The sequence below is a fragment of the Micromonospora sp. WMMD735 genome (genome assembly GCF_049178995.1).
Taxonomy (GTDB): domain Bacteria; phylum Actinomycetota; class Actinomycetes; order Mycobacteriales; family Micromonosporaceae; genus Micromonospora; species Micromonospora wenchangensis.
This window is the reverse complement of sequence record NZ_JBMHMJ010000002.1, coordinates 2064888-2091056: the sequence shown is the minus strand read 5'-3', so window position 1 is coordinate 2091056 and position 26169 is coordinate 2064888. Positions and strand designations below refer to the sequence as shown.

At 73.7% G+C, this 26169-nt stretch carries 22 protein-coding genes; 18 read left to right on the top strand and 4 right to left on the bottom strand.

Annotated features, from left to right (window positions below; all coding sequences use genetic code 11):
- The first annotated feature begins 50 nt into the window (after positions 1 to 50).
- From ACN268_RS09065 to ACN268_RS09055, 3 genes are all read left to right on the top strand, one after another.
- Positions 51 to 1259: an MFS transporter gene (locus tag ACN268_RS09065; RefSeq protein ID WP_421482689.1), complete on the top strand. Its 1209-nt coding sequence runs from the start codon at positions 51 to 53 to the stop codon at positions 1257 to 1259.
- 86 nt (positions 1260 to 1345) lie between these two features.
- Positions 1346 to 1471 carry a hypothetical protein gene (locus tag ACN268_RS09060; protein ID WP_255554102.1) on the top strand — a complete coding sequence of 42 codons (126 nt, stop codon included), beginning with the start codon at positions 1346 to 1348 and terminating at the stop codon, positions 1469 to 1471.
- 126 nt (positions 1472 to 1597) lie between these two features.
- Positions 1598 to 2665 (top strand): TauD/TfdA family dioxygenase, encoded by a 1068-nt coding sequence (locus ACN268_RS09055; RefSeq protein WP_204923226.1) that lies wholly within the window; start codon positions 1598 to 1600, stop codon positions 2663 to 2665.
- 115 nt (positions 2666 to 2780) lie between these two features.
- On the opposite strand, the gene ACN268_RS09050 is transcribed toward ACN268_RS09055, so the two are convergent.
- Complete coding sequence (locus ACN268_RS09050) at positions 2781 to 4124, bottom strand: DUF4386 domain-containing protein (RefSeq protein ID WP_421482688.1); 1344 nt, start codon at positions 4122 to 4124, stop codon at positions 2781 to 2783.
- A gap of 93 nt (positions 4125 to 4217) precedes the next feature.
- Here ACN268_RS09050 and ACN268_RS09045 point away from each other — a divergent pair, with 93 nt between their 5' ends.
- Positions 4218 to 4862, top strand: coding sequence for a TetR/AcrR family transcriptional regulator (locus ACN268_RS09045; RefSeq protein ID WP_421482687.1), 645 nt, complete (start codon positions 4218 to 4220; stop codon positions 4860 to 4862).
- Positions 4863 to 4929: 67 nt separating this feature from the next.
- On the opposite strand, the gene ACN268_RS09040 is transcribed toward ACN268_RS09045, so the two are convergent.
- Positions 4930 to 7260 carry a cytochrome P450 gene (locus tag ACN268_RS09040; protein ID WP_421482685.1) on the bottom strand — a complete coding sequence of 777 codons (2331 nt, stop codon included), beginning with the start codon at positions 7258 to 7260 and terminating at the stop codon, positions 4930 to 4932.
- A gap of 80 nt (positions 7261 to 7340) precedes the next feature.
- Positions 7341 to 8423, bottom strand: a complete 1083-nt coding sequence (locus tag ACN268_RS09035) for an NAD(P)-dependent alcohol dehydrogenase (RefSeq protein ID WP_421482684.1) — start codon at positions 8421 to 8423, stop codon at positions 7341 to 7343.
- A gap of 73 nt (positions 8424 to 8496) precedes the next feature.
- On the opposite strand from ACN268_RS09035, the gene ACN268_RS09030 reads away from it, so the two are divergent.
- The 14 genes from ACN268_RS09030 to ACN268_RS08965 all read left to right on the top strand — a co-directional run bounded on the left by ACN268_RS09030 (position 8497) and on the right by ACN268_RS08965 (position 24914).
- Positions 8497 to 9966: an aldehyde dehydrogenase family protein gene (locus ACN268_RS09030; protein ID WP_421482683.1), complete on the top strand. Its 1470-nt coding sequence runs from the start codon at positions 8497 to 8499 to the stop codon at positions 9964 to 9966.
- A complete protein-coding gene (locus tag ACN268_RS09025) occupies positions 9963 to 11198 on the top strand; it encodes a PucR family transcriptional regulator (protein WP_421482682.1) in 1236 nt (411 codons plus the stop codon). Before ACN268_RS09030 ends, ACN268_RS09025 begins: the two co-directional genes overlap by 4 nt.
- A gap of 173 nt (positions 11199 to 11371) precedes the next feature.
- On the top strand, positions 11372 to 12394 hold the full coding sequence (locus tag ACN268_RS09020; protein ID WP_421482680.1) for an alcohol dehydrogenase catalytic domain-containing protein: 1023 nt from the start codon (positions 11372 to 11374) through the stop codon (positions 12392 to 12394).
- The gene (locus tag ACN268_RS09015; RefSeq protein ID WP_421482679.1) at positions 12391 to 13866 is read left to right on the top strand and encodes an amidohydrolase family protein; all 1476 of its coding nucleotides are present in this window, start codon (positions 12391 to 12393) and stop codon (positions 13864 to 13866) included. Before ACN268_RS09020 ends, ACN268_RS09015 begins: the two co-directional genes overlap by 4 nt.
- On the top strand, positions 13863 to 14942 hold the full coding sequence (locus ACN268_RS09010) for a BMP family ABC transporter substrate-binding protein (protein WP_232377008.1): 1080 nt from the start codon (positions 13863 to 13865) through the stop codon (positions 14940 to 14942). Before ACN268_RS09015 ends, ACN268_RS09010 begins: the two co-directional genes overlap by 4 nt.
- Before the next feature lie 37 nt (positions 14943 to 14979).
- Complete coding sequence (locus ACN268_RS09005; RefSeq protein ID WP_421482678.1) at positions 14980 to 16557, top strand: ABC transporter ATP-binding protein; 1578 nt, start codon at positions 14980 to 14982, stop codon at positions 16555 to 16557.
- The gene (locus ACN268_RS09000) at positions 16557 to 17861 is read left to right on the top strand and encodes an ABC transporter permease (RefSeq protein WP_421482677.1); all 1305 of its coding nucleotides are present in this window, start codon (positions 16557 to 16559) and stop codon (positions 17859 to 17861) included. Before ACN268_RS09005 ends, ACN268_RS09000 begins: the two co-directional genes overlap by 1 nt.
- The gene (locus tag ACN268_RS08995; RefSeq protein ID WP_421482676.1) at positions 17858 to 18772 is read left to right on the top strand and encodes an ABC transporter permease; all 915 of its coding nucleotides are present in this window, start codon (positions 17858 to 17860) and stop codon (positions 18770 to 18772) included. The genes ACN268_RS09000 and ACN268_RS08995 overlap by 4 nt, the downstream gene beginning before the upstream one ends.
- 273 nt (positions 18773 to 19045) lie before the next feature.
- On the top strand, positions 19046 to 19990 hold the full coding sequence (locus tag ACN268_RS08990) for an alpha/beta fold hydrolase (RefSeq protein WP_421482675.1): 945 nt from the start codon (positions 19046 to 19048) through the stop codon (positions 19988 to 19990).
- Between the two features lie 4 nt (positions 19991 to 19994).
- Positions 19995 to 21260, top strand: a complete 1266-nt coding sequence (locus tag ACN268_RS08985; protein WP_421482674.1) for a sensor histidine kinase — start codon at positions 19995 to 19997, stop codon at positions 21258 to 21260.
- Positions 21257 to 21859, top strand: a complete 603-nt coding sequence (locus tag ACN268_RS08980) for a response regulator transcription factor (RefSeq protein ID WP_421482673.1) — start codon at positions 21257 to 21259, stop codon at positions 21857 to 21859. The genes ACN268_RS08985 and ACN268_RS08980 overlap by 4 nt, the downstream gene beginning before the upstream one ends.
- A 293-nt stretch (positions 21860 to 22152) precedes the next feature.
- Complete coding sequence (locus tag ACN268_RS08975) at positions 22153 to 23364, top strand: helix-turn-helix domain-containing protein (RefSeq protein ID WP_421482672.1); 1212 nt, start codon at positions 22153 to 22155, stop codon at positions 23362 to 23364.
- A gap of 190 nt (positions 23365 to 23554) precedes the next feature.
- Entirely contained in the window at positions 23555 to 23725 is a 171-nt protein-coding gene (locus ACN268_RS08970; RefSeq protein WP_232378610.1) for a hypothetical protein, read from the top strand.
- Positions 23712 to 24914 (top strand): helix-turn-helix domain-containing protein, encoded by a 1203-nt coding sequence (locus ACN268_RS08965; protein ID WP_421482670.1) that lies wholly within the window; start codon positions 23712 to 23714, stop codon positions 24912 to 24914. Before ACN268_RS08970 ends, ACN268_RS08965 begins: the two co-directional genes overlap by 14 nt.
- A 120-nt stretch (positions 24915 to 25034) precedes the next feature.
- On the opposite strand, the gene ACN268_RS08960 is transcribed toward ACN268_RS08965, so the two are convergent.
- Positions 25035 to 26063, bottom strand: coding sequence for an aldo/keto reductase (locus ACN268_RS08960; RefSeq protein WP_421482668.1), 1029 nt, complete (start codon positions 26061 to 26063; stop codon positions 25035 to 25037).
- Positions 26064 to 26169: the final 106 nt, after the last annotated feature.

Sequence of the window (26169 nt, the reverse complement as noted above, 5' to 3'; positions counted from 1 at the left end):
GCTCTCGGGGCGACCGCATTCGTGGGTGGCGCAGGGACGGGGGCCGGGCGATGACCGACTGTCGTACCCCTGGGGCGACCGCCGCGCCCCGGGCGGTGGCGGCGCTGGTCGCGTTCTCCCTCTCGGCGTTCTGCTACGTGGCCATGGAGACGTTGCCGGTGGGCATCCTGCCCCTGGTCGCCACCGACCTGGACGTGTCCGTGTCGCACGCGGGGCTGCTCGTCACCGGCTACGCGGTCACCGTCGCGGTCGTCTCGGTGCCGCTGACCCACGTCACCCGGCGGGTGCCGCGTCGCCGGCTGCTGGGTGTCATGCTGGGCGTGCTGGTGGTCGCCACGCTGGTGTCGGCCGCCGCCCGCGACTACCAGGTACTGCTCGGGACCCGGGTGGTCGTCGCGCTCACCCAGGCGCTGTTCTGGGCGGTGGTCGCGCCCGCCGCCGCCGGCATGTTCCCCGCCCGGGTACGCGGCCGGGTCACCTCCGTCGTGTTCGCCGGGGCGTCGCTCGGGCCGATGCTCGGCGTGCCGGCGGGCACCTGGCTGGGTCAGCAGTGGGGTTGGCGGTCGGCGTTCCTGGCCCTGGCCGCGCTGGCGCTGGCCGGGTTCGTGGCGATCGTGACGCTGATGCCGCCGGTCGCGGTCGGGGCGACGCACGCGTCGACCGGCACCACCCCGGACGCCCGCCGGTACGCGGTCGTCGTGGTGGCCACCGCGCTGTCGGTGGGGGGCCTGTTCACGGCGTTCACCTACACCGCCGTCTTCCTCACCGACGTCTCCGGGTTCGCCCCGGGCGCTCTCGGCCTGCTGCTGCTGATCCGGGGCCTCGCGGACTTCGCCGGCATCACCGCCGGGGGGATCGCGAGCGACCGCCACCAGCGGGTGGCGATGGTGACCCCGGTGCTGCTGCTGGTGGTGGCCCTGCTCGGGATGTTCCTGCTGGCCGGGTCGCCGGTGGCCACCGGGGTGCTGCTGGCCGTGTCCGGGTTCGCCATGGGCGCGTTGACCCCCGCCCTGCAGAACCGGGTGCTGGAGGTGGCCCCGGGCAGCGCCGACCTGGCGGCGGCCGGCAACTCCGCCGCCTTCAACGGCGGCATCGCCGGCGGGTCCCTGCTCGGCGCGGTGGTGCTGTCCCGGTCCGGGGTGCAGGGCACGGCGTTGGCGGGCGGACTGGTGGCTGCGGTGGCGCTGGTCGTCCTGCTGGCTGAGCCGCTGGTCGCCCGGGGCGGTGCGGCACGACGGGCCGTCCGGGGACGAGAATAGATCGTATTGCGAGATGGTGTCTCTGTTGACGTTGCGGTGGGCGTTGGTTAGCCTGGACCGATCATCGCCAGCCGCAGGAGAACGCCATGATCCGAGTTCCGCAAGGCTCTGGATTGCTGGTGCGCGGTTACGAGGAGCCGCTGCGGGTCCACCCGCCGCGGGAGGGCATGCGCCCCGGGACCGCCGCCGGGGACCCGCAGACCCCGTTCTGACGGATCGGCGCGCCGTCTCCCGACCGGGACACGGCGGACGCCCACGTCGTTGATCAGCCCGGTGGCGGCACCGCCCCCCGGGACACCGACCCGTTTCCGCAGAACCGAACCTCGGAGCGCATCATCATGACCACCGCAATCGATCTCGCCCCCATCTCCGGTCCGTCCGCCTGGCGCGGTGACGAGCTGCGTACCTCGACCGAGTGGGTCTACCAGCTCAGTGACGCCGAGCGCGCCGAGCTGGAGACCGTCGGCCGCCGGTTCGTCGCCGACAACCCCGACCTGCGTACGGTGACCGCCGCCGACTACCCGCTGCCGGCCTGCGCCGGCCTCAACGAGGAGTGCGCCCGCCAGCTCGACTCCGGACGCGGCTTCATCCTGGTCCGGGGCCTGCGCACGGAGGAGTACGGCGACACCCTCGCCGGGGCGATCTTCTTCCTGATGGGGCTGCACCTCGGCGTGCCGATGGGGCAGAACCAGATGGGTGACGTGCTCGACCACGTCATCGCCACCTCCAACAAGACCCTCGACGACCCGTCGGCGCTGCCGTCGCGGGTCCGCGACCGGCTGCCGTTCCACTCCGACAGCTCCGACGTGGTCGCGCTGATGTGCCTGCGGGCGGCCAAGGCCGGCGGGGCGAGCAGCCTGGTCAGCGGCACCACGATCTACAACGAGATCCTGCGCCGCCGGCCTGACCTCGCGCCGCTGCTGTTCGAGTCGTGGCACTGGGACTGGCACCGGCAGGACCCGGACGCTCCGGCCCGCACCTACACCTCGCCGATCTGCAGCTACGTCGACGGCGTGTTCAGCACCTACGCCGGCAGCTCGATGATCTTCTCGGCCCAGGACTACCCGGAGGTGCCCCGGCTCACCGAGGCGCAGATCGAGCTGCTGCACCTCTACGACGAGGTGTCCCAGGCCCCCGGCCTGGCCCTGGACATGGACTTCCAGCCCGGTGACGTGCAGTGGCTGCTGAACTACGCCGCCCTGCACTCGCGTACCGGTTACGTCGACTTCCCGGAGCCGGAGCGTCGCCGGCACCTGCTGCGGCTGTGGCTCAAGCGTGACGTCGGCCGGCCGCTGGTCAGCGGGTTCGGCAAGCACGTGGTGACCGAGCGCGGCAGCGAGATCGCGCCGGGCGGCCGGTTCCACATCGCCGAGGCGGTCGAGCCCAACTTCGAGTGGGGCAACTGACCCACCGGCCCCTCGTCAGGACGGCCCGCAGCGCCCCAGTGTCGTGGCGCGGCGGGCCGTCCGCGTGCGGGTCACCCGTACGGTCGTGCGGTCATGGTCACGGTCACGGTCACGGTCACGTCGCGGCGAGCGGCCGGACGTCGGCGTCCGGCGCTACCGCGCGGGCCGGGGTCCGGCGGTGCCGGCCGGCGTGCACGAGCAGCCAACCCAGCAGGACGACCTCGCCGACGAAGGTGACCCCGGCGACCTGCACCGGATAGTCGGCCGTGACCAGCGGCCCGGCCGAGTCGGCCAGGTAGCCCGCGCCGGCGACCGCCACCAGCGCCGCCACCCAGGTCGGCACGGTGTCCGACCGCCAGGCCAGCCATACGACCAGCAGCAGGTGGACGCCGAACAGCAGCAGCCCCAGGCTCCAGACCTGCTGGAAGTCGGCGAGCGCAGGGTACCCGTCGGCGCGCAGCCGGTCGGCCCCCGCACCGTCGCGCAGCAGGCCGGCGACGCCGGTCAGGTGGACGACCGCCACGGCGAGGACGACCGCGTAGCCGGTGCGGCACCACGCCGCGAGCAGGGCGACGGTGGGTTGGGCGTGGTCGAGGAACGCCCGCAGCGCCCAGCCGACCAGCACGTCGAGGCAGGCCACCGCGAACAGGGCGACGACGGCCAGGGTGAGCGCCGGGCGCTGGGCGGGCAGCCGGGCGACGGTGTCGGCCGCGTCGGCGGCGAGCAGCGGTTGCACCACGCCGAAGTTGGCCCACCCGGCGAGCACCGCCATCAGCAGCAGTCCCACCCCGGCGACCAGTGCCGCGCGGTGGGCGCGGGAGCCGTCCGGGCCCGCCCCGCCCGCTGCGGTGGCGGCGGTCCCGGCGGCGGTGGTCGGCGGGGTCACGGTGATGGCGGGCGAGTCGGTGGCCGGCGGGCCGGGCGAGGCGGCGGTGGCCGGCGCGAACCCCCGGACGAGCAGCAGCACGCCGAGGGCGATCTCGAACAGCCCGCCCGGGACGGCCAGCGCGACGCCGGTCCCCATCCCGGCCAGCTCGGCTGCCGCGCCGGCCGCCAGCAGCGCGTAGCCGGCGACGCCCCAGCCGGCGAACCACCGGGGCAGCCAGCGTCGCCGGGCCAGTGCCAGGCAGAACGGCAGGCTGCCCAGCCCCAGCGACAGCATGGCGAGCTGGTAGGCCAGCTCGGCGGCGCCGTCGCCGTAGCGGTCGCGCAGCACCAGGCCGGCGGCGAGCAGGAACGCCTCCGCGCCCCGGGCCGCCAGGTAGCCCCAGGCGACGCCGGGGTGCGGCCGGCGCAGCGCCCGGAAGGCCAGCACGCCGATGGCGGCCACCAGCACGGAGTTGGCCAGCACCAGCGCCACCCCGACCGGTCGTCCGGCGAGCGCGCTGCCGACGCCGTAGGCGACGAACGCCGACAGGAAGAACGCGCCGGCCCACCGACCGGCCACACGCAGGGACATCGTCGCCTCCCAGGTCTTCGTACTAAGTACGACTTACTTAGTACGGTACGGTGGGCGGTGCAGGCGGTCAACCGGGTGTCAGGGGAGCGACTGGTGGGCGAACCGGTGCGGCAGCTCAGCCGGGAACGGGTGCTGGGGGCCGCGGTCGCCATCGCCGACGCCGAAGGGCTCGGCGCGCTGACCATGCGCTCGCTCGCCGCCGCGCTGCACGCCAAGCCGATGTCGCTCTACCACTACATCCGCAACAAGGAGGAACTGCTCGACGCGCTCGTCGACGGGGTGTTCGCCGAGATCGACCTGCCCGTACCGGGCGGCGACTGGCGGGCCGAGGTGCGCCGCCGCTGCCTGTCGGCCCGTACCGTCCTGGCCCGGCACCCCTGGGCGCTGACCCTGATCGAGACCCGGACCAGCCCCGGCCCGGCCACCCTGCGCCACCACGACGCCATGCTCGGCGTCCTGCGGGGCGGAGGGTTCTCGCTGCCGATGACGGCCCACGCGTACGCGATCATCGACGCGTACGTGTTCGGGTTCGTGTTGCAGGAGGCGTCGCTGCCGTTCGACACCGGCGACGCCGCCACCGAGGTCGCCGACGCGATCATGGCGTCCTTCGCGGCGGGGGAGTACCCGCACCTGGTCGAGTTCGCGACCCGGCACGTGAACCAGCCCGGTTACCACTTCGGCGGGCAGTTCACCTTCGGCCTCGACCTGATCCTCGACGCGCTGGCGAACGCGGCGTGACGACCACCGGGGACGGACGTCCGGACGGGCCGGCCCCGGGACCCGGGCCGGCCCGTCCGGACAGGACCTACAGGTCCAGCACCAGGCGCTCCGAGCGGCACCGCCCGACGCAGATCATCATGCTGCGTCCGGCCGCACGCTCCTGCTCGGTCAGCAGCGAGTCGCGGTGCTCCGGCGTGCCGGCGAGCACCCGGGTCTCGCACGCGCCGCAGTAGCCCTTCTCGCAGTCGTAGGTCAGGCCCGGCACGACCTCACGCAGCACGTCGATCATGCGGCGGTCCCGGGGCACCCGCAGGGTCGCCCCGGTGCGCGCCAGGTGCACCTCGAACTCGGTGTTCGCCGCCGGGTCGAAGGCGACCTCCAGGTCGTCCCCGGCGGTGAACCGCTCGACGTGCAGCCGCTCCGACCGGCCGGTGGCGGCGCAGACCCGCTCCAACGCGTCGATCATGCCGGTCGGCCCGCAGCAGTAGACGGCCGTGTCCGGGCCGGTGGAGTCGAGCAGCGCCCCCAGGTCGGGCAGGCCCGCCTCGTCCTGCGGCAGCAGGGTCACCCGGTCACCGGCGAGCGCCGTCACCTCGTCGACGAAGGCCATCGAGGCCCGGCTGCGACCGCCGTACACCAGCCGGAACGGCACGCCCCGGCGGTCGGCCTCGCGGGCCATCGCCAGGATCGGGGTGATCCCGATGCCCCCGGCGAGGAAGAGGTAGTCGGGGGCGTCGACGAGCGGGAAGTGGTTGCGCGGGCCGCGCACCGCGAGGGTGACGCCCGCGCGGGCGAGCGCGTGCAGCTCCACCGAACCGCCCCGGCCGGCGGGCTCGCGCAGCGCCGCGATCCGGTAGTGCCGGGTGTCGTCCGGGTCGCCGCACAGCGAGTACTGCCGGACCCGTCCGGACGGTAGCCGCACCTCCAGGTGCGCGCCCGGCGCCCAGGGCGGCAGTTCCGCGCCGGTCGGGTCGGCCAGGCGTACCTCCAGCACCTCGTCGGTGGCGGTGGCGGTGGCCGCCATGACCAGCTCCCGGTCGCCGGTCAGGCTGGCGGTGGGCCGGGTCCCCGCCGCGTCGGCGTCGCGGCGGGGACCCGGGGTGAAGACGGCCGGGATCGCGTCCCAACCGCTCTGGTTGCCCCGGGTGGGATAGGCGACGAGCCCTTCCTCCACCACCCGGAAGTCGGGCAGCCGGGTGAGCACCTGCGTGATCATCTCGCGGAACATCAGCCGGGCCAGGTGCGCTCCGGCGCAGCGGTGGCTGCCGATGCCGAAGCTCAGGTGCCGGGCGGCGTCGCGGTCCAGCCGCAGCTGCTCGGGGTCGGGGAAGACGGCCGGGTCGTGGTTGGCCGCGACCCACGGGATCAGCACCCGCTCGCCGGCGGTGACCGGGCAGCCGCCGACCTCGGTGTCGGTGCGGACGGTGCGGGCCATCGACTGCGACGGGGCGAACACCCGCAGGAACTCGTCGGTGGCGGTGAGCAGCAGGTCGGGGGAGTCGATCAGGCGCTGCCGGTCCTCGGGGTGCCGGCTCAGGTGCACCAGGGTGGAGCCGGTCAGCGAGGTGGTGGTGTCCACCCCGCCCGCGATCAGCAGCCCGATGACCGAGACCAGCTCGTCGGCGTCGAACAGCTCCCCGTCGGGGCGGCGCTGGGCGGCCAGGTAGCTCACCGCGTCGCCGGTCGGGGCGGCCCGCCGCTCGACGATCAGCTCGCGGATGCGCTGGTCGAGGTAGGCCAGGCCGGCGGCTCCGCGGACGGCGCGTTCGCTGCCGGGCAGCGCGGCGAAGATGTCGTGGATCGGGCCGGCGAGCTTGGCCCAGTCGGATTCGGGGAAGCCCAGCCAGTCGAGGGTGACGGCGGCCGGCAGCGGGTTGGTCAGGTCGCGGACGAAGTCCACCGACCCCTCGGCGATGAACGCGTCCACCACGCGGGTGGTGTGCCGGGCGACCATCGGGGCCAGTTCGGCGACCGCGTCCTGGGTGAGCAGCGGGTTGATCAGGTCGCGGTAGCCGGTCGCGGCGGGCGGGTCCAGCTCGATCGGGTACTGCTCCAGGCCGGGGCCCCGGGGGATGACGATGGCGGTGCCGTCACCCCCGGCGGTGGCGCGGGCGGAGGAGAAGGTGTCGTCGTCGCGGGCGATCCGGACCACGTCGGCGTACCGGGTGGTGTAGACGAAACCGCCGTGCGCGTCGGTCCGGCCGACCGGGCAGGTCTGGCGGAACTCCCGGTAGTAGCCCACCGGGTCGGTGTTGCACTCGGCCGAGTGGTGGTCGAAGGGCGCGGGCCGGTCCTCGGTCGCGGTCGGCGCGGCGGCCGGTGCGGTGCGCTGCTGTTCGGTCATCGGGACGTGCTCCACAGGTGCGGGACGCTGCGCGGTGTTGCCCAGCCGCGCCACTGGGTGTGGGTCTGACACCAAGGGTAATGTCGCTCACATTGCGAGACAATGTTTCACGATGAGATACAGCGATGTCGATGGGGCGGTGCCGTCCCTGCTCAGAGCGTCAGGACGGCCTTGCCGACCTCGCCGGAGCGCAGCGCCGCCACCGCCTCGTTGATCTGCGCGAAGGGGAACCGGGTGATCAGGCGGTCCACCGGGAAGTTGCCGGCGGCGTGCAGGTCCAGCAGCCGCGGCAGGAACACCTGCGGCAGGCTGCTGCCCCCGATGATGCCGGTGATGCTGCGGCCGTTGAGCACGCTGCGCCACTCGAAGCTCATCTGCTCGCTCGGGCCGATCCCGACCACGCCGCACCGGCCGAGCGGGCCGAGCGACTCGACCGCGAGGCGCAGCACGTCCTCCCGGCCGGTGGTGTCGATCGCGACGTCGAAGCCGTGCGGGGCGATCGCGGTCAGCAGCTCGCGCGGGTCGCCGTCGGCGGAGTTCACCCCGTGGGTCGCGCCGAGCAGTCGGGCCGTGTCGAGCTTGCCGGCGTTGACGTCGACCGCCGCGACGACGGCGCAGCCGGCCACCCGGGCGGCCAGGATCGCCGCCACGCCCACCGCGCCCGCGCCGAAGACCACGAGCGAGGAGCCGACCTCCGGGCGCAGCACGTTGAGCACCGCGCCGGCCCCGGTGCCGAAACCGCAGCCGAACGGGCCGACCACGCCCAGGTCGACCTCCTTGCTGATCGGCACCACCGCGCGGGCCGGGGCGACGACGTGACTGGCGAACGACGACTGGCCCAGGAAGTGGCCGTTGACGGGCTGCCCGTCGCGGGAGAGCGCCGTGCTGCCGTCCGGTCGCCGGCCGGTGAAGTTGACCGCGTCGAACCGGCGGCAGTAGGCGGGGTTTCCGCCCCGGCACAGCGGGCAGTCGCCGCAGGAGGTGAAGCTCATCGCGACGTGGTCGCCCGGCGAGACGCCGGTGACCCGCTCGCCGACCTGCTCGACGACCCCGCTGCCCTCGTGGCCGAGCACCGCCGGGGTGGGGAAGAAGTTGGCGAACTCCAGGTCGGTGGCGCAGATCCCCACGCTGTGCACCCGGACCAGCACCTCGTCCGGCCCGGGGTCGGCGAGGTCGATCTGCTGGAGGGTGAAGGGCCCTCCCGCGTTCTCCAGCACCGCCGCTGTGATCCGCACGCGCCCTCCCTAGTGACTCACAAAGCGAGATTGCATCTTGACATGCGAAACGTGGAGGGTCAAGGATTCGCACATGGCTGACCTGGACATTCCCACCGCCCGCCAGCTCGTCGACGGCGACTGGACCCCCGCCGCCGACGGCGGTGAGCTACCGGTGCTCGATCCCGCCACCCGGGAGACCATCCAGTCGGTGGCCCGCGCCCGCGCGGTCGACGTCGACCACGCCGTCGCCGCCGCCCGCCGGGCCGCCCCCGGCTGGGCGGCCACCTCGCCCAGCGAGCGCGGCGCGATCCTGCGCCGCTGGGCCGCGCTGATCGGCGAGCACGTCGAGGAACTCGCCGCGTACGAGGCGCGTGACGTGGGCAAACCCCGCTCCGGCGGGCGGCTCAACATGTACATCACCCAGGGCATCGTCGATTACTTCGCCGGGGCCGCCGACAAGCTCACCGGCGTCACCCTGCCCACCCGTACGCCCGACTACTTCGGCTACACCCGGCCCGAGCCGTACGGCGTCTGCGCGGTGATCATCCCGTGGAACGTGCCGGCCGTGCTCACCGCCGCCAACGTCGCCCCGGCGCTGGCCGCCGGCAACACGGTGGTGCTGAAGCCCTCCGAGGTCGCGCCGTTGTCGCCGTTCGCGCTGGCCGAGCTGGGCCGCCGGGCGGGCCTGCCGCCGGGCGTGCTCAACGTGGTCACCGGGCTCGGCCCCGAGGCCGGGGTGGCGCTCACCGGACACGCCGACATCGACCACATCAGCTTCGTCGGCTCGACGGTGACCGGCCGGTCCGTCATGCGTGCCGCCGCGCAGCACCTCGTCCCGGTCAAGCTGGAGCTGGGGGGCAAGTCCCCGAACGTGGTCTTCGCCGACGCCGACCTGGACGCGGCGATCCCGGCGATCATCGCCTCGATCACCGAGAACGCCGGGCAGAACTGCTACGCCGGCTCCCGGCTGCTGGTCGAGGAGTCGATCCGGGCCGAGGTGGTCGAGCGGGTCGCCGCCGGGATGAAGGCCATCCGGACCGGCCCCTGGGACCAGGACCTGGACATGGGCCCGCTGGTCAGCCAGGCCCAGTACGAGCGGGTCCGGGGTTTCCTGGCCGAGGCCCCGGCCGCCGGGGCCCGGCTGGTCGTCGGCGGCGAGCCGGCCACCGCCGCGTTCGACGACGGCTGGTACGTCGCCCCGACCGTCTTCGACCAGGTCGACTCGGACATGCGGCTGGTCCGTGAGGAGGTCTTCGGCCCGGTGCTGGCGGTGCAGGGCTTCCGGGGCGTCGACGAGGCGGTGACCCTGATGAACAGCACCGACTTCGGCCTGCTGGCCTGCATCTGGACCAGTGACGTGTCGCGGGCGCTGCGGGTGGCCGGGCTGGTCCGCTCCGGGCAGGTCGCGGTCAACCAGTTCCACGACGCCGGGGTGATCGGCTTTCCGTTCAACATGCAGAAGGAGAGCGGCTTCAGCCGGGGCGGCGGCTACGCGGCGCTGCGCGAGTACACCCAGGAGAAGGCCGTCGCGGTCCGGCTGCTCGACCGACCGTCGGCGTGAGCCGATCGGGTGAGCTGGCGGCGGCCCGCCCCCGGCTGGCCGTCGCCGCCGCGCCGCCGCCGGCAGCGTTCGCCCAGTGGCTCGCCGAACTCGCGTTCGGCGGCGCCGGCTGGCCGGAGTTGCTGGCCGCGGTGGCGGAGCGGACCGGCACGGCCTGCCGGCTGGTGGCCGAGACGGGCGAACTGCTCGCCGACAGCGACGGCGCGGGCGGTCCCGGGCGCGACGCCGCGCCGGACGACGTCCGCCGCGCCCTGGCCGCCGGTCGGGCCGGCGGGGCGGGACCGCCGGGGGGCGCGCCGGCCACGGTCCGCTGCGCCGACGGGTGGGCCGGCCGGGCGGTGGCGGTCGGCGCGGGGCCCCGGCGGATCGGCGCGTTGCTGCTGGCCGAGCCGGTCTCGGCCGGGCAGTGGGAACTGGCGGCGGCGGCGACCACCGCGCTGTTGATCGAGGCGGTCCGGCACGAGTCGCCGCCGCCGGCCGTACGGGACGCCGCGACGGTGCTGCGGGCCCTGCGCGACGGCCCCGGCGGGCCGGCCGGATCGTCGTCGACGCCCCGGATGGGTGAGGCGGAACTGCTGCGGGCCGGCGCGGCGCACGGGTGGCGGCTGGACCAGCCGCACGCCGTGGCCGGGATCGCGTACACCGGGGAGCAGCAGCGCCGCTGGGCGTCCGCGCTGAGCTGGCTGGACCGGCCGGTGCTGGCCGAGGGGCGGCTGGCCTGGACCCTGCTGCACGGTGACGTGGAGCGCGAGGTGACCCGGCTGCGGGCCCGGCTGGACCAGATCGTCGGCCCCGGGCAGGTCCGGGTGGTCGCCGGGGCACTGGTGACCGGGCCGGCCCGGACGGCGGCCTCGTTCCGCGACGCGGACCGGCTGCTGCGGCTGCTGCTGCGGTCGGCGGACGAGCGGTCCGAGCTGCCGTTCGGGCAGGCCGGACTGGCGCAGGTCCTGCTGGCGGTGCCGGACGAGCGGCTGCGCTGGTTCGTGCACCGGCACCTGGGGCCGATCGCCCACCGCGACGACCTGCTGCGCACCCTGGACTGCTGGTTGGCGACCGGGGGCAGCCGGCAGGCGGTCAGCGAACGGCTGCACCTGCACCGCAACTCGGTGGGCTACCGGGTCGGCCTGATCAAGCGGCTGCTGGGGGTCGATCCGCTCGACCCGCGGACGGTCGCGGTGCTGCGTACGGCGCTCGTCGCGCGGGAGTTGCTGGCCGCGTCCGAGGCCGGTTGATCCCCTGGTGGGTGGCCTGTGAACAGCCTGGACGCCCGGCTTCGTTAACCGTTCCGCCTCTTTTGCGGCAAGCCGTTGACACGCCGCCGCCCCGCAGGCAGAGTACGACCCCAAGCAGCGAGAATCACAATGCAAGACGCCATATTGACTGGTAGACCACGGGGGAGGTTGCGATGCGGGCGATGGTCCAGACCGGTTTCGGCGGCGCCGAGGTGCTGAGCCTGCGGCACCTGCCCGACCCTGAGCCGGGCCCGGCCGACGTGGTCGTCCGGGTGCACACCGCCGCCGTCAACCGCCTCGACCTGCTCCAGCAGCGCACCGCCCTGCTCCCCGGCTTCGAGCTGCCCCACGTCGGCGGCATGGACGTCGCCGGCCAGGTCGACGCCGTCGGGCCGCAGGTCACCACGGTACGCCCCGGAGACCGGGTGCTGATCGACCCGACCATCGGCTGCGGAGCCTGCGCCACCTGCAAGAACGGCCAACCGGGCTACTGCGCGACGCTGGCCGTGGTCGGCGGGAACCGCCCCGGCGGGTTCGCCGAGTACGTCACCGTGCCGGCCACCGTCGTGCACCGGGTGCCCGCCCACGTCGACCTCGCCGAGGCCGCCGCGCTGCCCACCGCGTGGAGCCTCGGCTGGCACGCCGTGCACCGCGTCGGCGGGGTCCGCGCCGGGGAGTGGGTGCTGGTGCAGGCCGCCACGAGCGCGGTCAGCATCGCCGCCATCCAACTCGCCCGCCGGGCCGGCGCCCGGGTGCTCGCGGTGGCGCGGACCGAGGCCAAGCGGGCCGTCGCCGCCGACCTCGGCGCGGACGTGCTCGACCTCGACGGGCGCACCGCCGAGCGGGTGCTGGAGCACACCGACGGCCACGGCGTCGACCTGGCCGTCGACCACGTCGGCACCGCCACCTGGGCCACCTCGCTGGCCAGCCTGCGCACCGGCGGCCGGATCGTGCTGCTCGGCAACACCACAGGCGACCAGGTCAGCTTCTCCCTCTCCGACGTCTACCGGCGGGGGCTGCGGCTGCTCGGGGCCGGGGCGTACCGCCCGGCCGACTTCGCCGACATGCTCGACGCCTACTTCACCGGTGGCCTGCGGGTGCTGCGGGGCGCGGAGTACCCGCTGGCCGACCTGGCGCAGGCGTACGCCCGGCAGGAGTCCGGTGACCTCGTCGGCAAGATCCTCGTCCGGCCATGACCACCACCCCGACGGCGGCCACCGCCGACCCCCGCCCGGCCGACCTGCTGATCGTCGACGCCGAGATCGTCACCATGGCCCCCGACCGGGCGCTCGTCCCCGGCGGCACGATCGCCGTGGTCGACGGCCGGATCGCCGCGATCGGCCCGGCGGCGGCCCTGCGCGCGGCGTACCCGGGCAGCCCCGAACTCGACGCCACCGGCTGTGTGGTCGTCCCCGGCCTGGTCAACGCCCACCAGCACACCACCGCCGACCCGCTGGTGCGCAGCAGCATCCCCGACGACGTGCCGGCCCGGCAGGCCATCTTCGACTGGATCGTGCCGCTGCACGCCGCGGTCACCGGCGACGACGACGAACTGTCGGCCACCCTCACCGCCGTCGAGTCGCTCAGCTACGGGGTCACCACCCTGCTGGAGCCCGGCACGGTGGCGCACCCGCTGCGGGTCGCCGCCGGGCTGCGTACCGCCGGCATCCGGGCCCGGGTCGGCGGCTGGGGTTGGGACGCCGACGACGCGCCGTACGCCATGCCGGCCGCGGACACCCTCGCCGTGCAGGCCGACACCGTCGCCGCCCTGGCCGGCGACCCGCTGGTCACCGGCTGGATCACCCTGGTTGGGCACGACCTGGTCAGCGACGCGCTGTTCACCGGGGCGGCGGCGCTCGCCGAGCGGCTCGACGTGCCGATGACCTGGCACCTGTCACCCGGCCCCGAGGACGCCGCCGCCTACGCCGCCGCCGGCCGGGCCCGGCCCGTACGCCACCTGCGCGACCTCGGCGTGCTCGGCCCCCGGCTGCTGCTCGGCCACGCGGTGTGGCTCGACGACGCCGAGGTCGACGCGCTCGTCGAGACGGGCACCGCCGTCGCCTCCTGCCCGGGGGCCTACCTGCGGCTCGGTCAGGGCTACACCCGGGCCGGCCGGCACACCGCGCTGCACCGGGCCGGCGGCCGGCTCGCGCTGGGCTGCGACTCGCACAACGCCGGGGACACCCCCGACCTGTGGCGGGCCGCCCGACTCTTCGCCGGCCTGGAGCGGGACCGGGGCGTCCCCGACCCGCTGCGCGCCGACGAGGTCTTCGCCCTGGCCACCGTCGACGGCGCCGCCGCCGTCGGGCTCGGGGCGCTGACCGGCTCGATCGAGGTCGGCAAGGCCGCCGACCTGGTGCTGCTCGACACCCGGACCATCCCCTGGATTCCGCGCGGTGACCTGCCCACCCAGCTCGTCTGGGGCGCGGCCGGGCACACCGTCCGGGACGTTCTGGTCGACGGCCGGCTGGTGGTCCGCGACCGGCGGGTCACCACCGTCGACGTCGACGCCCTGCGCGAGGAGGCCGCCCAGCGTCGGGCCGCCCTGCTGCGCCGGGTCGGCATCGACATCCCCCCTCGCTGGCCCACCGTGCCAGCGACCGAGTACTCCGCGCGCCGGTCCGTGCCGGGCGGCGCGCCGACCCCACGTGAAGGGAAAGCACCATGACAATGAGGATTGGTCGGGGTCCGGCGGCGCTGCTCGCCGGGGCGCTGGGGTTCGCCCTGGTCGGTTGCGCGAGCAACGACGCGACCGCGCCGTCGGCGGGAGGGTCGGCCAGCAGCGGTACGGCCCCTGCCGGGCAGCCCGACGCCAACGGTGACGGCAAGGTCGTCATCGGCGTGCTCAGCCCCGGTGACATCAACGACAACGGCTACTACGAGAGCTTCGTCGTCGGTGCCGAGAAGTTCGCCACCGAGAAGGGTTGGCAGGTCATCAAGCGCGGCAACGTGCCGCCGACCGAGGCGCTCAGCGCCGCCCGCGCGCTGTGTCAGCAGGGCGTGGACATGGTGGCGCTCGGGGCCTCCGAGCTCAAGGACGCCATCCCGGCCTCCGAGGAGCCGGTCTGCGCCAAGACCTCCTGGTACGTGCCGTCGTCGGAGAACATCCCGCAGACGCCCCGGGTGACGCTGTCCAGCGACGACCCCAACCAGAGCATGCTCGCCGCCGGGTACGCCACCGGCCTGGTCATGCAGGCCAAGAACGCCACCAAGGCCGGCTTCGTCACCGGCATGGAGGCCGACTTCTCGGTCAACGCCGCCAAGGCGTACAAGGCCGGCATCCGGATGGTGGTGCCGAACGCGACCCTGGTGACCACCTACACGGGTGACTTCAACGACTCGGCGAAGGCCCGGGAGGCCGTCCAGGCGCAGATCAGCCAGGGCGTCAAGGTCGTCTACCCGTACCTGGGCGGGGCCACCGACGCGGCGGCCAAGCTGGCCAACACCGGCGGCGCGCTCACCCTGACCCCGGGCACCGACCGGTGCGACTCGACCGACCCGCGCTTCGACATCTCGGTCATCTTCGACCCGGGCGCGTACTTCGCCGCCGCGCTGGAGCTGTTCGCCAAGGGCGAGATGACCCTCGGCACCACCAAGAAGTGGGAGCTGGGCAAGGACCCGTACCCGGCCGTCAAGATCTGCAAGCCGACCCCGGAGCAGACCCAGAAGATGGACGCCTTCGTCGCCGACGTGGCCAGCGGCAAGACCGACACCGCCGCGACGGTCGCCAAGCTCGGCTCCTGACCCCCGCTGCCCGACGACCAACGAGGTGAAACGGACTGTGGACGTTGACGACCAGCTGACGCCGGCTCTCACCCTGCGCGGGGTCAGCAAGCGTTACGGTCCGGTCGTCGCCTGCGACGCCGTGGATCTCGCCGTACGACCCGGCGAGATCCACGGCCTGCTCGGCGAGAACGGGGCCGGAAAGTCGACCCTGATGAAGATCCTGCTCGGGTTGGTGCACCGCGACGCCGGCACCATCACGCGCGGCACCGAACCGGTCGAGATCGACAGTCCGCAGGTCGCCGCCGACCTCGGCCTGGGCATGGTGCACCAGCACTTCAGCCTGATCGAACCGCTCACCGTCTGGGAGAACGTCATCCTCGGCGACACCGGGCGGATCGACCGGGCGGCGGCCTGCGCCCAGGTCGAGGAGGTGTCCCGACGGTACGGGCTGCCCATCGACCCGCACGCCCGCATCGACCGGCTCTCCGCCGGGGAACGGCAGCGGGTCGAGCTGATCAAGTGCCTGCGCCGTGACCCGTCCATCCTGATCCTGGACGAGCCGACCTCGGTGCTCACCCAGGCCGAGTCGGCGGAGCTGTTCACCGTGCTGCGTCGGGTGGTGCAGGCGGAACGGCGGGCGGTCATCCTGATCAGCCACAAGCTCGCCGAGATCATGGCGGCCACCGACCGGGTGACCGTGCTGCGGCGCGGCGCGGTCGCGTTCCACGGCGCGACGAAGGACACCACCGCCCAGCAGCTCGCCCGGCAGATGGTCGGCCGGGAGGTGTCGTTGCAGTCCGAGAGCGCGGCGCTGGGCCTGCTACCCGTCGAGCGTCCCGAACCGGTCGAGGGCGTCGCCCCGGCGGCCGGGAACGCGACGACGTCGGAGCAGCCGGCGGCGCTGCGGCTGCGCGAGGTGACCCTGCTCGTCGGCGGCCTGCCGGTGCTGGACAAGCTCAGCCTCGACGTCGCCCCCGGCGAGATCGTCGGCCTGTACGGGGTCGAGGGCAACGGCCAGGCCACCGTCGGTGAGCTGCTGTCCGGGCTGCTCGTCCCCGACTCCGGCACCGTCGAACTCGACGGCCGGCCGGTCGACCTGGTCCGCCCCGGCGCGCTGCACACCGCCGGACTCGGCATCGTGCCCGAGGACCGGCACCACTCCGGCGTGGTGCTCGACATGAGCGTCGCCGAGAACCTGGTGATGAAGTCCCTCGCCGGGGTCACCGCACGCGGGGTGCTCAGCCGGCGGAAGATGCACCGGATCGCCCAGCGGCAGATGACCGAGTTCAACATCGTCGCGCCCTCGCCGGACACCCCGCTGCGCAGCCTCTCCGGCGGCAACCAGCAGCGGGTGGTGCTCGCCCGGGAGCTGTCCGCCGGGCCGAAGGCGCTGGTCGCCGCCCAACCCACCCACGGGCTGGACGTCGGCGCGATCGAAGACATGTACGTGCGGCTGCGGCAGGCCGCCGCGGAAGGGGTGGCGGTGTTGCTGATCTCCACGGAGCTGGAGGAGGTGATGGCCCTGGCCAACCGGATCGCGGTGATCTCCTCCGGCCGGATCGTCGGGGTGCTCCCCACCGCCGAGGCCACCGCCGAGCGGCTCGGCATGCTGGTCGGCGGGGTGAGTCACTGATGGCGACCCTCGGTATCGACGGCACCGGCCAGCGGCTGCTGCGCCGGCTCAACCCCGGCCCCGGCGGCTGGCAGGTCGGCCTCGCCACCGTCGCCACGGTGGGCGTCGCGCTCGGCCTGTCCGCCCTGCTGATCGCGGTCACCGGCGGCTCACCGACCGCCTCCACCAAGGCCCTCTACCAGGGCAGCATGGCCACCCCGGCGGCCTGGTCCACCTCCCTGCTGTACGTCGCGCCGCTGCTGCTGGTCGCCGTCGGGGCGTGCGTCAGCGCCCGCTCCGGCTTCTTCAACATCGGCCAGGAGGGGCAGGTGCTGATCGGCGCGCTCGCCGGCGCGTGGGTCGGCCTGCGGCTGGCCGTACCCGGACCGCTGCTGCTGGTCCTGGTGCTGCTCGCCTCGGTGGTCGGTGCCGGCGTCTGGGCCGGGCTCAGCGCACTGATGTACCGGTTCCGGGGCGTCAACGTCGTGGTCAGCACGATGCTGATGACGTTCCTCGCCCAGCAGCTCATCTCGTTCGCGGTGAACACCCCGTGGCTGCTCCAGGAGTCCCGGCTCGGCCGGGGCACGCTGTCCCCGCAGTCCAACCCGGTGCCCGAGAACGCCCGGCTCGCCTCCCTCGGTGACTACCCGAACCTCCAGCTCAACGGGGGTCTGGTGCTGGCCGTCGTGGTGGCGGTCGTGCTGGCGCTGGTGATGGCGCGTACCCGCTGGGGTTTCCGGTTGAAGATGGTCGGTCTCAACCCGGCGGCGGCCCGGCACGCGGGCGTGCGGGTCGGCGCCCTCGGCGGCATCGCTCTCGCGATCTCCGGTGCGCTGGCCGGCCTGGCCGGTGCGCTGCTGCTGACCAGCCCGGTCGGCACCAACCGGTTGCAGCCGGGGATGTCGCTCAACATCGGCTGGGACGGCCTGCTGGTCGCCCTGGTCGCCCGGAACAACCCGCTGCTGGCCATCCCGGTGGCGGTGCTGTTCGGCGTGCTGCGGGCCGGCGGCAGCTTCCTGGCCGCCACCGGCGTGCCGTCGTTCCTGGTCGACGTGGTCAAGGCGCTGCTGGTGCTGGCGTTCGTCGCACCGCCGGTGGTGATCGGCATGCTGCGCCGACGCCGCCTGGCCGACCAGCCGGCGACCCCGACCACCCCGACCACCCCGACCACCGCGGCGGCCTCGCCCGAGCCGACCGACCCGTCGGCCCCGGCCACCCCGACCGCGTCGGTGCCCGGCCCCCGCAGCACCGCGCCGGAACCGGCGGACCCCGGCGACGCCGGGACCGCCGGCACCAAGGACGCCATGGAAGGCAGGTTGGCATGAGCGCCGCCGACAACATCGCCACCATCCTCTCCAGCGGGGCCCGGCTCACCGTGCCCCTGGCCTTCGCCGCCTGCGGGGAGTACGTCGCCCAGCGCGCCGGCACCCTCAACATCTCCGTCGAGGCGATGATGCTCGGCGCGGCGTTCGGGTCGATCGCGGTCGCCAGCGCCACCGGCAGCGCCACCATCGGCCTGGTGGCCGGCGCGCTGGTCGGGGTCGCGGTGGCGTTCGTGCACGGCATCCTGTCGCACCGGGTGCAGATCAACACGTTCGTCGTCGGCCTGGTGCTCAACGCGCTGGTGCTCGGCCTGACCAGCTACCTGATCACGGTGAGCACGTTCACCGGCCACCAGGTCTGGCAGGTGGACATCCCGGTGCTGCGCGACATCCCGATCATCGGCCCGATGCTGTTCGTGCAACGCTGGCCGGTCTACCTGCTGCTGGCGGTGATCCCGCTGACCTGGTGGCTGGTCGAGCGCAGCCGGTGGGGGCTGGAGCTGCGGGCGGTGGGGGAGAACCCGCAGGCCGCCGACGTCAGCGGGATCGAGGTCAACAAGCGGCGGCGGCAGGCGCTGCTCTGGTGCGGGCTGCTCGCCGGGCTCGGCGGGGCGTACCTGGCCGTCGGCGAGGTCGGCTCGTTCAACCAGAACATGACCGCCGGCCGGGGCTACCTGGTCATCGCGGCGGTCATCTTCGGGGCCTGGCGGCTCGGCCGGACCCTGGTCGGCTGTGTCGTCTTCGGCCTCGCCGACGCGATGCGGCTGGCGCTGCCGGCGCTCGGGGTCACCATGAACTCGCAGCTGCTGATCGCCGCGCCCTACCTGCTGGCCCTGCTGGCGATGCTGGTGTTCGCCACCGCGCACCGCGAACCCCGGGCACTGGCCCAACCGTTCCAACGCGGCACCACCTGACGGGGGATTCCCCGACTCCGGTCCGCCCGCACGGCGCAGCGGCCACCCTCCTCCGGTGGCGGTCGCTGCGCCGTGTGGGTCCCGGGTCGGCAGCCGCCCGCCGTGGGGATCTCGTTTGCGCACGAGAACCCGGGGGCCCACGGGGCATACCATGACTTTTTGTCACGATCGGTCGTGACAGCGGGACACTTCCGCAGCGCCTCGCGCGCTTGATTGGCTGGTCAGGCATCACGGGAGTGATCCGGATGCGCCGCCGATCCGAAAGAAGAACCCATGCGAAAGCCCGTGCGAGTCGTGCTCACCACCCTCGGTGTCCTGATCGCCGTGCCGGTGCTCCTGCTCGCGACGACCGCCGTGGTCAACGTCGTGGCGACGCGCTCGGAAGCCTCCTCGATCACCCGGTACGGGCAACCCGTGCCCGTGGACGGTAAACGGATGAACGTGGTGGTCGCGGGCAGCGGTGCCGAGACGATCGTGCTGCTGCCCGGCCTCGGCACCGCCGCCCCCGCGCTCGACTTCCAGCCGCTGATCACGGAACTCCAGCGCACGTACCGGGTCGTCGCGGTCGAACCGTTCGGCACCGGCCTGAGCGACCCCGCCGACACCGACCGCACCGCCGCGAACATCACCCGGGAGGTGCACGAGGCGCTACGGCACCTCGGCATCGACCGGTACGTGCTGATGGGCCACTCGATCGCCGGCATCTACGCGGTGACCTACGCCGCCAGCTACCCCGACGAACTCGTCGCCTTCGTCGGCATCGACAGCAGCGTCCCCGACCAGCCCGGCTGGGACGACCCGATCCCCACCGGCGTGATCGTCGGCCTGAGCAGGCTCGGCGTCACCCGGGCGCTGGCGGCGGTCGCCGACGACCCGTACGCGGGCCTGCCCTACGACGAGCGGACCCGGGAACAGTTGCGGATGCTCACCGCGAAGAACACGGCCGCCCCGACCATGGTGAACGAGATGGAGCACGCCCCGGCGAACTTCGCCGCGGTCAGCGGGAAGACCTTCCCGAAGGGGCTGCCGGTCCTGCTGTTCGTCCGGTCGGAGGACCATGACGTGGCGGACTGGGTCGCCCTGCACGAGCAGCAGGCGGCGAGCGTCGACACCGGTCAGGTGGTCACCCTGGAGGGCGACCACTACCTGCACCACACCCTGTCGCCGGAGATCGCCCAGCGGACCAGGGCTTTCCTGGCGGCCCGGTCGCTACGCTGAGCCGGTGACGGACACCTGGCAGGGTGCGCCGCGAGTGGCCGCCGACCTGCGGGCGATGCGCCTGTTCACGGTGCTCTCGCTGGGGCTGGGCATGCTGATCGGTGGCGTCGTGCAGGTGCTGCTCGGCGTGGGGGTGGCAAGCGGCCCCCGGACGGTCGTCCTGCTGGTCGCGACGACCGCCGCCGTCCTGGCCGGGCTCGCCGCGATTCCCCTGCTGCTGCGGGGCCCCGACGAGGTGCCGCCCGGCCATCCGCTCGTCCTGGTGCTGCTGGCACTGTCCGGCGCGGTGTGGGTGCTGGCCGTCGTGCCGCCGTTCGCCGGCTGGGGGTGGGCGTTCACCCTGGCGATGGCGGGCGGGGTGCTCAGTTGTCTGGTCCGGGGCCGGTGGCGGGCGACGGTGATCCTCGGCTCCTGGGCCGTGATCGGTTTCGGCGGCCTGGTCGGCGTGCTGGCCCCGTCGCGCGTCGGGCCGCCGCCCGACGCGGCAGCCGACGCCATCGTGCTCGGCACCGTCGCGGTGTTCACGCTGCTGCCGCTGAGCGCGGTCTGGGTGCAGCAGGTGGTGCTGCGGCTGGAACACGCCCGCCGGCTCGCCTCCGACCTGGCGGTGGCGCGGGAGCGGCTCCGGTTCGCCGCCGACCTGCACGACATCCAGGGCCACCACCTCCAGGTGATCGCGTTGAAGAGTGAGCTGGCGGAGCGCCTGCTGACCGGCCAGCCCGGGCGGGCCGGTCGGGAGATCGCCGAGATCCGCCGGATCGCGCGGGTGGCCCTCGACGACACCCGCGCCGTGGTGAACGACTACCGCACCGTCACCGTGGCGACGGAGGCGCGCAACGCGGCGGCGGTGCTGCGGTCCGCCGGCATCCGCTGCACGGCACGCATCGACACGCCGGACCTGCCCGTCGCTCTCGGCGCGGTGTTCGCCGTCGCGATCAGGGAGGCGGTGACGAACGTGCTGCGGCACAGCAGGGCGACCGAGGCCACCATCGAACTCGTCCGCGTCGGCACCCCCGACCCCGCGCACCCCGGGGCCGACGCGGTGGAGTACCGGCTGACCGTCACCAACGACGCCGCCGGGGTGCCGCGCGGTGACGGCACGGGCCTGGCCGGCCTCGCCGACCGCGTCGCGGCCCAGCGCGGAACTGTCGAGACCACCCGCGAGGGGGAAACGTTCGTGCTGGTCGTCCGCATTCCCGCGCCGGATGCCGCAGGGCCTGCCCCACCGGAGCCCACCGCGCCGGGAAGACGACGGGGGACCGGCCGGTGATCCGGATCGTGATCGCCGACGACGAGGAACTCATCCGGGGCGCGCTCGTGGCGCTGCTCTCCCTGGAGGCCGACATCGAGGTCGTCGCGGACGTCGCCGACGGCGAGGCCGCCGTCGCCGCCGCCGTCGCCCACCGACCCGACCTGACCCTGCTCGACCTCGAAATGCCCGGACTCGACGGGGTCGACGCCGCCCGCCGGCTGCTGCGGCTCGTCGCGACGCAGGTGGTCATCGTCACCCGGCACGCCCGGCCGGGCACCCTGAAGCGGGCGCTGAACGCCGGGGTGCACGGCTTCGTGCCGAAGTCCACCCCGGCGGCGGAGCTGGCCAGGATCATCCGGTCGGTGGCCGCCGGGGAGCGCTACGTCGACGCGCGCCTGGCCGCGTCGGCGCTCACCGAGCAGGAGAGCCCGTTGACGCCGCGCGAGATCGACGTGCTGCGGCTGACCCGCGACGGCCTGCCCACCAAGCACATCGCGCGGCAGCTCGGCCTCGCCCACGGCACCGTCCGCAACCACATCTCGGCCGCGATGGCGAAACTGAACGTCGGTTCCCGCACCGACGCCGCCGCGATCGCCTGGGAACAGGGCTGGATCTGACCGCCCCGTCGACGCCTTTCGCCGGGTCGCGGGGACGCCCCGTCGACGCTTTCCGCCGGGTCGCGGGGACGCCCCGTCGACGCTTTCCGCAATTTCGCCGATGTGGCGGTATCAAAGTGACTTCGACCCCCCAACATCGGCGAAATTGGATCGATCCGAGCTGTTACCCGAAGGCCGGCGGGCGACGTCTCGGCGTGGAACAAGGGGTTATGCGGTGGCGGGATGGTCGGTAGCGTTGGCGTGACGGCGGCCGGTTGGTCGGCGGTGCATCCTGCACTGACGAGGAGGTCAGGGTGGATTCCTTGCCGGAGTTGACGTTCGGGCAGCGGTTGAAGGTCTACCGGGAGCGCTCCGGAAAAACCCGCGCGGTACTCGGTGGGCTGGTCGGCCGGAGCGCCGAGTGGGTCAAGGCGGTGGAGACCGATCGCATCCTGCCGCCGCGCATTCACATGCTGGATCGGATCGCTCGTGCCCTCAAGATCGACGTCTCTGTCCTCGCTGGCGAATTGGGCAACCGGTCAGCGGTTGTCAACGGTCCCGAGCATCCGGCGCTGGCGTCGGTGCGGGACGCGGTGAACCGCTTCGTGGTCCTCCCGGACGCCCCGGCTGAGTCGTTGTCCAGCCTGCGGGACCGGCTCGCGGCGGCGTGGCGGGCGCGTCATCAGGCATCCGATCACCGGACGGTGCTGGGTGCGTTGCTGCCTGGGCTGCTGCGGGATGTGCAGCACGCCGCTCTGGTGTGCGAAGGGGCGCAACGGCGACAGGCACAGGCGTTGTTGGCCGAGACGCTCGGACTGGTGCAGATGTTCCTCGCCTACCAGCCGGCTGCGGAGCTGATCTGGCGGGTCGCGGATCGGGCGATGGTGGCGGCACAGGAGTCGGGTGACTCCGAGGCGATCGCCCGTGCGGGATGGTTCCTGGGGCAGGTGCACCGCGATACCGGCGATTGGGATACCGCGATGGTGGTGACGCTGGACGTCATGTCGGCTCTGGAATCGCGGGTAGCCGAGGGAGGAACTGGTCTGCTGGCCCTGTGGGGAGCGCTGAACTTCGAGGCCGCGTACACCGCCGCTCGGGCGGGAGAGGAAGGCCGGGCGTGGCGGCACTGGGATCGGGCGGACCGGGTGGCGCAGCGCCTGCCCGAGGGTTATTACCAGCCGCAGACGTCGTTCTCCCGGGTCGTCATGGGCGCTCATGCGGTGACCGTGGCCGTGGAGTTGCAGAAATCCGGTGAGGCGGTGCGGCAGGCGCGCCGACATGAGGCGGCGGCGATTCCGTCGAGGCCACGCCGGGCGCGGCACCTGATCGAGGTCGCCCGGGCGTACTACGGGAAGGCCGACAGGGAGACGACCGTGGTGACGCTCCGGCAGGCTTACGAGTCAGCGCCGGAGACGATCCGCTTCAACGGGTACGCCCGCCAGATCACCCTGGACCTGCTCGATGGTCCACGGTCCACCCGAGACGAGGCCCGTGACCTCGCGGTGAAGGTCGGACTCGTCCCGTAGACCGAGGGTAGGAACCCTACCCGTTCCCCATCGTGACCTTGCGTAGCTTCTCCGGCACGGGATGTGGTGGGTGGTGCGGCTTCGCCTGCTCGCCACGTCTCCCGGCACGGGGGCGGAACCGTCCCTGTGACCCGGGCGCGGCGGTGGTGGCCTCTCGGTACGCCGTCGCGTCCTTGCGAAGGGGACGTAGGTGGGCGACGAAGAACGTGATCCGGGTGAGAGCCGGGGTGAGCGGATTCAGGCGGTCGAGCGGGAGGCGGCGCGGCGGCGGTTGCTCGCGCAGGCTGAGGCGGAGCGGATTCCGGTGGAGGAGACGACGCGGGCGGTGCCGGATCGGCGGTGGCGTCGTGGCGGGCGGTGAGTTGTTGCCGGTCGGTCGGCGGGTGGCGCACTGGCGGGGGCGGCGTGGGTTGTCGCAGCAGATGTTCGCCGATCGGTTGGGTAAGTCGAAGAGTTGGGTGGACAAGGTCGAGCGGGGTGTCCGGACGCTGGACAAGGTGTCCACGCTCCAGGACATCGCCGCTGTCCTGCGCATCGACCCGGGTGTGCTGCTCGGCCGGGACCTCCAGGCAGCGGACGTGTCCGGTCCGGTCGAGGGGGTCGCGCAGATCCGGGAAGCCCTGTCGACGTACGACGTCGTGGTGGGAAGGCCGTCAGCGCCGGGCCGGGTCGTGCCGGCGGATCGTCTGGGGCGGGACGTCGCCCACGCGTGGGTCGCCTTCCAGCATGCCCGCTATCCGCAGGTGACCGGGATGCTCCCGGGGTTGGTGGGTGGCGCGCAGCGTGCCCGTGCCGGTGATCCGGTCGGGGGCCGGCCGGTGCTGGTGGAGGTGTACCGGCTTGCCGCAGCGCTGCTGGTCAAGCTCGGTGAGGTGGATCTGGCGTGGTTGGCCGCCGATCGGGCGATGACCGCCGCAGTCGGTGAGGTGATGCCGGTTGCCGCCGCGACCGTGCAGCTCAGTCAGGTGTTGCGGGCGTCGGGGCGGGCACGGGTGGCCCGGTCGACGGCGCTGGCCGCCGCGTACCGGATCGCCCCGCCCGACCCCGGCGCTGCGTCCGCCCCGGAGTTGTCGCTGTGCGGGACGCTCGTCGTGCAGGCGGCGTTGGCCGCCGCCCGCGACGGCGACGACCGCGCCACGGCTGCGTTGCTCGACGAGGCCGCCGACATGGCCGCCCAGGTCGGCGACGGCCACGACCACCACCGGACCGGGTTCGGAGCGGTGGCGGTGGATCTGGCCCGGGTCACCGCCGCCCTCGACCTGGGCGAGGCGGGAGAAGCGGTGGCCTGGCACGAGAAGACCACCGCCCGCGACGGCTGGCGGTGGCTACCCGCGGAACACCGCGCCGGGCACCTGCTCGACGCCGCCCGCGCCTACCTGGACGCCGGTGATCCGGGCAACGCCTGCCGGGTCCTGGTCGCGGCCGAGCGTACCGCTCCCTGCGAGGTACGCCTGCGGCCCGCGGCCCGCGCGCTCCTCGCCCGGCTGGTCCGCGACCCGTACGCCCCCGCCACGATCATCCACCTCGCCGCCACCCTCCGGGTGACCTGACCACGACCGCGCCACCATTAGGCGCTGTTGTGCCGGTGTGGCGGTATCAGAGCGCTCCGATACCGCCACACCGGCACAACAGCGCCAACGAGCGCCAACGACGGCCGCCGACGGTCGACCTCAGGGGCGGCGGCGGAGGGTGGGGTCGGTCAGGGCGGGCAGCCGGTAGCCGGCGTCGGCCGGGTTGACGTCGTGGCCCGGCCGGACCAGCTCGTCGATCCGGTCGAGCACGTCGGCCGGCAGCCCGGCCGGCTCCCCGGCGGGTAGTTGGCTGCGCAACTGGGCGAGGGTACGCGGGCCGATGATGGCGCTGGTGACCGCCGGGTGGCTCAGCACGAACCCGAGCGCCAGGTCGATCAGCGTCAGGCCGCTCTCGTCGGCGAGGGTGGCCAGCCCGTCGACCAGGGCGAGCTTGCGGTCCCGGGCGGCGGCGTCGCGGAAGTCGAAGTGGTCGCCGTTGCGCCCGGCGCGGGAGTCCGCCGGTACGGCAGTCGACCGGTACTTGCCGGTCAGCCAGCCGCCGTTGAGCGGGCTGAACACCAGCACGCCGAGCCGGTACCGGGCGCTGGTGGGCAGGGCGGCGGCCTCGACGCCCCGGGTCAGGACCGAGTAGCCGAGCTGTTCGGTGGTGAAGCGTTCCCGCTGCCGGCGTTCGGCCACCCACTGTGCCTCGACGATCTGCTCGGCGGGGAACGCCGAGGTGCCGATCATCCGGACCTTGCCCTCCCGGACCAGGTCGGTCAGCGCGCCGAGGGTCTCGTCGACGTCGGTGAGCGGGTCGGGGCGGTGCACCTGGTAGAGGTCGATCCAGTCGGTGCCCAGCCGGCGCAGGCTGCCCTCGACCGCCTGCCTGATCCAGCGGCGGGAGTTGCCCCGGCGGTTGCGGTCGTCCCCCATCGGCTCGTGGAACTTGGTGGCCAGCACGACGTCGTCGCGCCGGCCGCGCAGCGCCCGGCCGAGGATCTCCTCGGACTCGCCGTGGGCGTACACGTCGGCGGTGTCGACCAGGTTGATCCCGGCGTCGAGCGCCTCGGCGACGATCCGGTGGCACTCCTGCTCGTCGGTGTTGCCCCAGGCGCCGAACATCATGGTGCCCAGGCAGAGGGTGCTCACCTCGACGCCGGTCCCGCCCAGTCTGCGGTACTGCATGATCCGATCGTCCTCCCGTACGCGATGTGCCCCCACGCTGGCACGCGGGCCGGCCGCCGGCACCGTCCCGGCGCGTCGAACCCGGCGTGCCGGCTTTGTGTCCCCG

What these genes read in the sequence shown, in the direction of transcription:
- ACN268_RS09050 (WP_421482688.1), bottom strand. Translation starts at nt 4,124, where the DNA reads ATGTCCCTGCGTGTGGCCGGTCGGTGGGCCGGCGCGTTCTTCCTGTCG.
- ACN268_RS09055 (WP_204923226.1), top strand. Translation starts at nt 1,598, where the DNA reads ATGACCACCGCAATCGATCTCGCCCCCATCTCCGGTCCGTCCGCCTGG.
- ACN268_RS09015 (WP_421482679.1), top strand. Translation starts at nt 12,391, where the DNA reads ATGACCACCACCCCGACGGCGGCCACCGCCGACCCCCGCCCGGCCGAC.
- ACN268_RS09065 (WP_421482689.1), top strand. Translation starts at nt 51, where the DNA reads ATGACCGACTGTCGTACCCCTGGGGCGACCGCCGCGCCCCGGGCGGTG.
- ACN268_RS08990 (WP_421482675.1), top strand. Translation starts at nt 19,046, where the DNA reads ATGCGAAAGCCCGTGCGAGTCGTGCTCACCACCCTCGGTGTCCTGATC.
- ACN268_RS09020 (WP_421482680.1), top strand. Translation starts at nt 11,372, where the DNA reads ATGCGGGCGATGGTCCAGACCGGTTTCGGCGGCGCCGAGGTGCTGAGC.
- ACN268_RS08960 (WP_421482668.1), bottom strand. Translation starts at nt 26,063, where the DNA reads ATGCAGTACCGCAGACTGGGCGGGACCGGCGTCGAGGTGAGCACCCTC.
- ACN268_RS09030 (WP_421482683.1), top strand. Translation starts at nt 8,497, where the DNA reads ATGGCTGACCTGGACATTCCCACCGCCCGCCAGCTCGTCGACGGCGAC.
- ACN268_RS09010 (WP_232377008.1), top strand. Translation starts at nt 13,863, where the DNA reads ATGACAATGAGGATTGGTCGGGGTCCGGCGGCGCTGCTCGCCGGGGCG.
- ACN268_RS08995 (WP_421482676.1), top strand. Translation starts at nt 17,858, where the DNA reads ATGAGCGCCGCCGACAACATCGCCACCATCCTCTCCAGCGGGGCCCGG.
- ACN268_RS09060 (WP_255554102.1), top strand. Translation starts at nt 1,346, where the DNA reads ATGATCCGAGTTCCGCAAGGCTCTGGATTGCTGGTGCGCGGTTACGAG.
- ACN268_RS09000 (WP_421482677.1), top strand. Translation starts at nt 16,557, where the DNA reads ATGGCGACCCTCGGTATCGACGGCACCGGCCAGCGGCTGCTGCGCCGG.